Genomic DNA, 6,579 nt, shown 5'->3' with positions numbered 1-6,579 from the left:
CCCCGACCAAGGCGGCTACCCCGACCAGCGCGGCGGCTACCCCGACCAGGGTGGCTACCCCCAGCACCAGCAGCAGCCGGCCCCCGGTTACGGCGGCGGTCAGGGTTACGACCAGGGCTACCAGCAGGGCGGCTACGGCCAGCCGGGTGGTCAGGGTTACGGCGAGTACGCCGACTACGGCCGCGGACCGGCCCGCCAAGATGAGGGGGGGTACGCCGCCCCCGACCAACGGGCCGCCTACCCCGAGCAGGGCGGCGGCGGCTACGACCAGGGCTACGCCGGTGGCCCGGAATACGGCCGGCAGGACTACGCCCAACAGCCCGATTACGGCAGTTACGGCGAAGCCCCCGCTCCGCAATACGGCAGCGGGTACGCCGAGCCCGCGGGCGGCGACTATGACTATGGCCAGCCCCAGGAGGCCGGCGGCTATGGCGGCTACAGCCAGGGCGGCTACCCGTCGTCCGGGACGGCGGTCACCTTGCAGCTCGATGACGGCAGCGGACGCACCTACCAGTTGCGCGACGGCGCCAACATCATCGGTCGCGGCCAGGACGCACAGTTCCGGCTGCCCGACACCGGCGTGTCACGGCGCCACCTGGAGATCCGTTGGGACGGACACGTCGCGTTACTGTCGGACCTCAACTCCACCAACGGCACCACCGTCAACAACGCGCCGGTGCAGGAGTGGCAGTTGGCTGACGGCGACGTCATTCGGCTGGGACACTCTGAGATCGTCGTCCACATCCATTGAGCCCGTAGTCGCGAAGCTACCCAGCTTCAGCCCGCGTCGGCCGCCCTCCAAGTATCGTGACGTTGCTATATCCGGGCACGCGAAGCGGGCGGCGCCAGGACGGAGGGGACGCCAGATGCAGGGACTAGTGCTGCAGCTGACGCGTGCCGGGTTCTTGATGCTGTTGTGGCTGTTTATCTGGTCGGTGCTGAGAATCTTGCGGACTGACATCTACGCGCCGACCGGCGCGGTCATGGTGCGACGCGGCTTGACGTTGCGAGGCACTCTGCTGCCGACGCGGCGCCGGGTCAACGCGGCGCGCTACCTGGTAGTGACCGAGGGGGCGTTAGTGGGTGCACGTATCACGCTGTCCGGCCAGCCGGTGTTGATCGGGCGCGCCGACGACTCCACTCTGGTGCTGACTGACGACTATGCCTCGACGCGGCACGCCCGGCTGTCTCAGCGCGGCTCGGAATGGTACGTCGAAGATCTAGGATCGACCAACGGCACATACCTCGACAGGGCGAAGGTGACGACCGCAGTACGGGTTCCCATTGGCACGCCGGTTCGTATCGGCAAGACGGTAATCGAGCTGCGCCCGTGACTTTGGTCTTGCGATATGCGGCCCGCAGCGATGTCGGCTTGGTGCGCTCCAACAACGAAGACTCGGTTTACGCCGGCGCGCGCTTGCTGGCGCTGGCCGACGGCATGGGCGGCCACGCCGCCGGTGAAGTCGCCTCCCAGTTGGTAATTGCCGCGCTGGCCCATCTCGACGACGACGAACCTGGTGGCGACCTGCTCGCCAAGCTCGACGCTGCGGTACACGCCGGCAACTCCGCGATCGCCGCACAGGTCGAGATGGAACCCGACCTCGAGGGGATGGGCACCACACTCACGGCAATCCTGTTCGCCGGCAACCGTCTTGGGTTGGTGCACATCGGCGACTCGCGCGGCTACATGTTGCGCGACGGCGAGCTCACCCAGATCACCAAGGACGACACGTTCGTTCAAACGTTGGTCGACGAGGGTCGGATCACCCGGGAAGAGGCGCACAGCCACCCGCAGCGATCGCTGATCATGCGGGCGTTGACCGGTCACGAGGTCGAGCCGACGCTGACCATGCGGGAAGTGCGCATCGGCGATCGCTATCTACTGTGCTCGGACGGACTTTCCGATCCGGTCAGCGACGAAACCATCCTTGACGCCTTGAAGATTCCCGACGTCACCGACAGCGCCGACCGGCTCATCGAATTGGCGCTGCGCGGCGGCGGCCCGGACAACGTCACCGTGGTGGTCGCCGACGTCGTCGACTACGACTACGGTCCGACCCAGCCGATCATCGCGGGTGCGGTATCGGGCGACTCCGAGTATGACCAGCTGACCCGACCCAACACGGCAGCGGGCCGGGCGTCGGCCATCAACCCGCGCAAAGATGTGGTGAAACGCGTTCTGCCGCAAGTCGATACGTTCGCCCGCCCGAGGCGTTCGCGGCGGAGACTTGCAATCGGTGCCGCGCTCGTCGTGCTGTTGGTGCTGGCGGCGCTGGCCATCGGCCGCACTGTGATCCGCAATTACTACTACGTCGCCGACTACAACGGCATCGTATCCATTATGCGGGGCATCCCGGTGTCCATCCCGGGTCTGCCGCTGCATAACCCCTATTCACAAGGATGCCTGGGCAATCGCAACCAGCTTTCGATAATCCCCTATGGTCAGGTCGGGGGCAGTCGAGATTGCCAACCGATGAAGGTGTCTGACTTGGCTCCGTCGGCCCGCGCGCAGGTATCGGCCGGCCTCCCAGCGGGAACGCTCGATCAAGCGAACGCACAGCTGCACAGATTGTCATCGCCCGAATCGCTGTTACCGCTCTGCCCGCGCGCCCAGTCGCCACCGACCTCGCCGCCCCCGCCCACGCCCGCGACGACCCAGCCATCGCAACCCGGCGCCAGCACCTCAGCACAACTTCCGACAAGTTCCTCTCCGACACCGCCCGCGCCCACTCTCACAACGCTCAGTCCGGCGCCGCCCCAGCCGGGTACCAACTGCCGGAAACCGACGTGACCACCGCGCCACAGCCGCCGGTCGCCGTCACTCCACCGCTGCCGAATCGCCGCAATGCAGAGCTGCTGCTGCTGTGCTTCGCGGCCCTGATCACCGTGGCGGCCTTCGCGCTCGTGCAGGCCAACCAGGAGCGCGGCCTGAACTGGCAGCTGATCACTTACGCCGCAGGGTTTTTGGCGGTGTTCGCGTGCGCCCACCTGGCCATCCGACGCTTTGCGCCGTATGCGGACCCGCTGCTGCTGCCGATAGTGGCGTTGCTCAACGGCCTAGGCGTGGTGATGATTCACCGACTGGACATCGACGACCGCCTCAGCGGGGCCACTACCCGCGCAAATCCACAGATCCTCTGGACGCTGGTGGGAGTCGGAGCTTTTGCCTTTGTGGTGATCTGGCTGAAGGACCATCGACAGCTCGCCCGCTACGGCTACATCTGCGGGCTGACCGGACTGGTTATCCTGGCGATCCCGGCGATGTTGCCGCGGTCGCTCTCTGAACAGAACGGCGCCAAGATCTGGATCCGGTTGCCGGGCTTTTCGATTCAGCCCGCTGAGTTCTCCAAAATCCTTCTGCTCGTTTTCTTTTCGGCGGTGCTGGTAGCCAAACGCGGTCTGTTCACCAGCGCCGGTAAGCATTTCCTGGGCATGGATCTGCCGCGTCCACGTGACCTGGCGCCGTTGCTGGCGGCCTGGGTGATCTCGGTCGGCGTGATGGTCTTCGAGAAGGACCTCGGGACTTCGCTACTGCTCTATGCGTCGTTTCTGGTGGTGGTTTACCTCGCCACTCAGCGGTTCAGTTGGGTGATCATCGGTTTGGCCTTGTTCGCGCTGGGAAGCGTTGCGGCGTATTTCATTTTCGATCACGTCCAGGTTCGCGTCCAAACCTGGCTGGACCCATTCGCCGACCCGGACGGTGCCGGATATCAAATCGTGCAGTCGCTATTCAGCTTCGCCACCGGCGGGATCTTCGGCACCGGGCTTGGCAATGGCCAGCCGGGCACCGTGCCGGCCGCGTCGACAGATTTCATCGTCGCCGCGTTCGGCGAAGAACTCGGCCTGGTGGGATTGGCCGGCCTGTTGATGCTGTACACCATCGTGATCATCCGCGGCATGCGCACCGCGATCGCAGTACGGGACAGCTTCGGCAAGCTGTTGGCCGCGGGCTTGGCCTCGGCGCTGGCCATCCAGCTGTTCATCGTCGTCGGCGGGGTGACCAACCTCATTCCGCTGACCGGATTGACCACACCGTGGATGTCGTACGGGGGTTCGTCGTTGTTGGCCAACTACATACTGCTGGCCATCCTGGTGCGCATCTCGCATTCGGCCCGGCGCCCGTTCCGCACCCCGGCGCGCAACACGTCGCCGATCGCGGCCGCCAACACCGAGGTGATCGAAAAAGTATGAACGCCTCCCTGCGCCGGATCTCGGTGACCGTGATGGCGGCGATCGTGCTGTTGCTGTTCAACGCCACGTTCACGCAGGTGTTCACCGCCGACGGATTGCGGGCCGATCCCCGCAACCAGCGGATTCTGCTCGACGAGTACTCCCGTCAGCGGGGTCAGATCACCGCGAGCGGACAGCTGCTGGCCTATTCGGTCGCCACCGACAGCCGCTACCGTTTCCTGCGCGTCTATCCCAACGCCGCCGCGTACGCCCCGGTTACCGGGTTTTATTCGTTGCGCTACTCCAGCACCGGCCTGGAGCGCGCCGAGGATCCGCTGCTCAACGGATCCGACCAGCGGTTATTCGGTCGCCGGCTGGCCGATTTCTTCACCGGACGAGACCCGCGCGGCGGCAACGTGGACACCACCATCAACCCGCGCATCCAGCAAGCCGGTTGGGATGCGATGCAGCAGGGCTGCAACGGACCGTGCCGCGGTGCCGTCGTCGCGCTGGAGCCGTCGACCGGCAAAATCCTGGCGCTGGTGTCCTCGCCGTCCTTCGACCCCAACCTGCTCGCCTCGCACGACCCCGAGGCGCAGTCGCACACCTGGCAGCAACTTCGCGACGACCCGCATTCGCCGATGACCAACCGCGCCATCTCCGAGACTTACCCGCCGGGTTCGACGTTCAAGGTGATCACCACCGCGGCCGCGCTGCAGAACGGCGCAGGAGAAGACGAGCAGCTCACCGCCGCGGCCACGATTCCACTGCCGGGCAGCACCGCCATTCTGGAGAACTACGGCGGCGCGCCTTGCATCAACGCGGAAACCGTGTCGCTGCGTGAGGCGTTCGCCCGGTCGTGCAACACCGCGTTCGTCCAATTGGGCCTGCGCACCGGCACCGACGCGGTGCGCAGCACTGCACAGTCGTTCGGCCTTGACGTCGCGCCCGACCCCATCCCGCTGCAGGTCGCCGAATCCACCGCGGGCCCGATCCCGGACGCCGCCGCGCTGGGAATGACGAGTATCGGCCAAAAAGACGTCGCACTGACCCCGCTGGAGAACGCAGTGGTTGCCGCTACCATCGCCAATGCCGGTGTAACCATGCAGCCCTATCTGGTGAACAGCCTGCAGGGGCCCGATCTGGCTAACATCAGCACCACCGCGCCGCACCAGCAGCGTCGTGCAGTCTCGCCGGAGGTCGCCGCTAAGCTAACAGCGTTGATGGTCGGCGCCGAGAATGTCACACAGCAGAAAGGGGCGATCCCCGGCGTGCAGATCGCATCCAAGACTGGCACCGCTGAGCACGGCACCGACCCGCGCCACACGCCACCTCACGCGTGGTACATCGCCTTCGCGCCCGCGCAGAGCCCGAAGGTGGCCGTTGCGGTGCTCGTGGAGGAGGGCGCTGACCGGTTGTCCGCGACTGGCGGCGCACTTGCCGCACCGATCGGGCGGGCCGTGATCGAGGCCGCGCTGCAGGGAGGACCATGAGCCCGCGAGTAGGGGTGATGCTGTCGGGCCGGTATCGGCTACAGCGCCTCATCGCGACCGGCGGCATGGGCCAGGTGTGGGAGGCGGTGGACAACCGGCTGGGGCGCCGCGTCGCGGTCAAGGTGCTCAAGCAGGAGTTCTCCCAGGACTCGGAGTTCATTGAGCGGTTCCGTTTCGAGGCGCGTACGACCGCGATGCTCAACCATCCCGGGATCGCGGGCGTGCACGACTACGGCGAGACCGACATGAATGGCGAGGGGCGCACCGCCTACCTGGTGATGGAGTTGGTCAACGGTGAGCCGCTCAACTCGGTACTCAAGCGCACCGGCCGGCTCTCGCTGCGCCACACGTTGGACATGCTCGAGCAGACCGGTCGGGCGCTGCAGGTCGCGCACGCCGCCGGCCTGGTCCATCGCGACGTCAAACCCGGCAACATCCTGATCACGCCAACCGGTCAGGTGAAGATCACCGACTTCGGTATCGCCAAAGCCGTCGACGCCGCTCCGGTGACTCAGACCGGCATGGTGATGGGCACCGCCCAGTACATCGCCCCCGAGCAGGCCCTCGGTCACGAAGCGACCCCGGCCAGTGACGTGTATGCGCTCGGAGTTGTTGGCTACGAAGCGGTTTCGGGTAAGCGACCGTTCACCGGTGACGGCGCGTTGACGGTGGCGATGAAGCACATCAAAGAGCCGCCGCCGCCGTTGCCGGCTGACCTGCCGCCCAATGTGCGCGAGCTCATCGAGATAACCCTGGTCAAGAACCCCGGCATGCGCTACCGCAGCGGGGGACCGTTCGCCGATGCCGTCGCCGCCGTCCGCGCCGGCCGACGGCCGCCGCGACCTCACCAGGGGGCAGCCGCCGGGCGCGCTACCCCGGCCGCCATTCCGTCGGGTGCGCAAGCACGGGCCGCCGC

General features: G+C 66.5%; 6 protein-coding genes. All 6 read left to right on the top strand.

The genetic code is table 11. From position 1 onward, the window contains the following. Window positions 1-751: FHA domain-containing protein (locus WBF82_RS17735; protein WP_424384272.1), on the top strand; the 751-nt coding region annotated here is incomplete at its 5' end. A 115-nt stretch (window positions 752-866) separates the two neighbouring features. Continuing rightward, complete coding sequence (locus WBF82_RS17730) at window positions 867-1,334, top strand: FHA domain-containing protein FhaB/FipA (RefSeq protein ID WP_424384271.1); 468 nt, start codon at window positions 867-869, stop codon at window positions 1,332-1,334. After that, on the top strand, window positions 1,331-2,791 hold the full coding sequence (locus WBF82_RS17725; RefSeq protein WP_424384270.1) for a PP2C family protein-serine/threonine phosphatase: 1,461 nt from the start codon (window positions 1,331-1,333) through the stop codon (window positions 2,789-2,791). The genes WBF82_RS17730 and WBF82_RS17725 overlap by 4 nt, the downstream gene beginning before the upstream one ends. Beyond that, a complete protein-coding gene (locus WBF82_RS17720; protein ID WP_424384269.1) occupies window positions 2,788-4,191 on the top strand; it encodes an FtsW/RodA/SpoVE family cell cycle protein in 1,404 nt (467 codons plus the stop codon). The genes WBF82_RS17725 and WBF82_RS17720 overlap by 4 nt, the downstream gene beginning before the upstream one ends. Then, window positions 4,188-5,663: a D,D-transpeptidase PbpA gene (pbpA, locus tag WBF82_RS17715; RefSeq protein WP_424384268.1), complete on the top strand. Its 1,476-nt coding sequence runs from the start codon at window positions 4,188-4,190 to the stop codon at window positions 5,661-5,663. Before WBF82_RS17720 ends, pbpA begins: the two co-directional genes overlap by 4 nt. Next, a partial coding sequence (locus tag WBF82_RS17710; RefSeq protein ID WP_424384267.1) for a serine/threonine-protein kinase occupies window positions 5,660-6,579 on the top strand: 920 nt, incomplete at its 3' end. The genes pbpA and WBF82_RS17710, both read left to right, overlap by 4 nt.

Origin of the sequence: Mycobacterium sp., from assembly GCF_049673265.1 — a bacterium.
GTDB lineage: Bacteria > Actinomycetota > Actinomycetes > Mycobacteriales > Mycobacteriaceae > Mycobacterium.
Note: the sequence above shows the minus strand (reverse complement) of the source record. Positions and strands in the feature narration are given on the sequence as shown.

Excerpts from the sequence above, each read along its gene's own strand:
- WBF82_RS17730 (WP_424384271.1), top strand. The coding sequence starts at position 867 with ATGCAGGGACTAGTGCTGCAGCTGACGCGTGCCGGGTTCTTGATGCTG.
- pbpA (WP_424384268.1), top strand. The coding sequence starts at position 4,188 with ATGAACGCCTCCCTGCGCCGGATCTCGGTGACCGTGATGGCGGCGATC.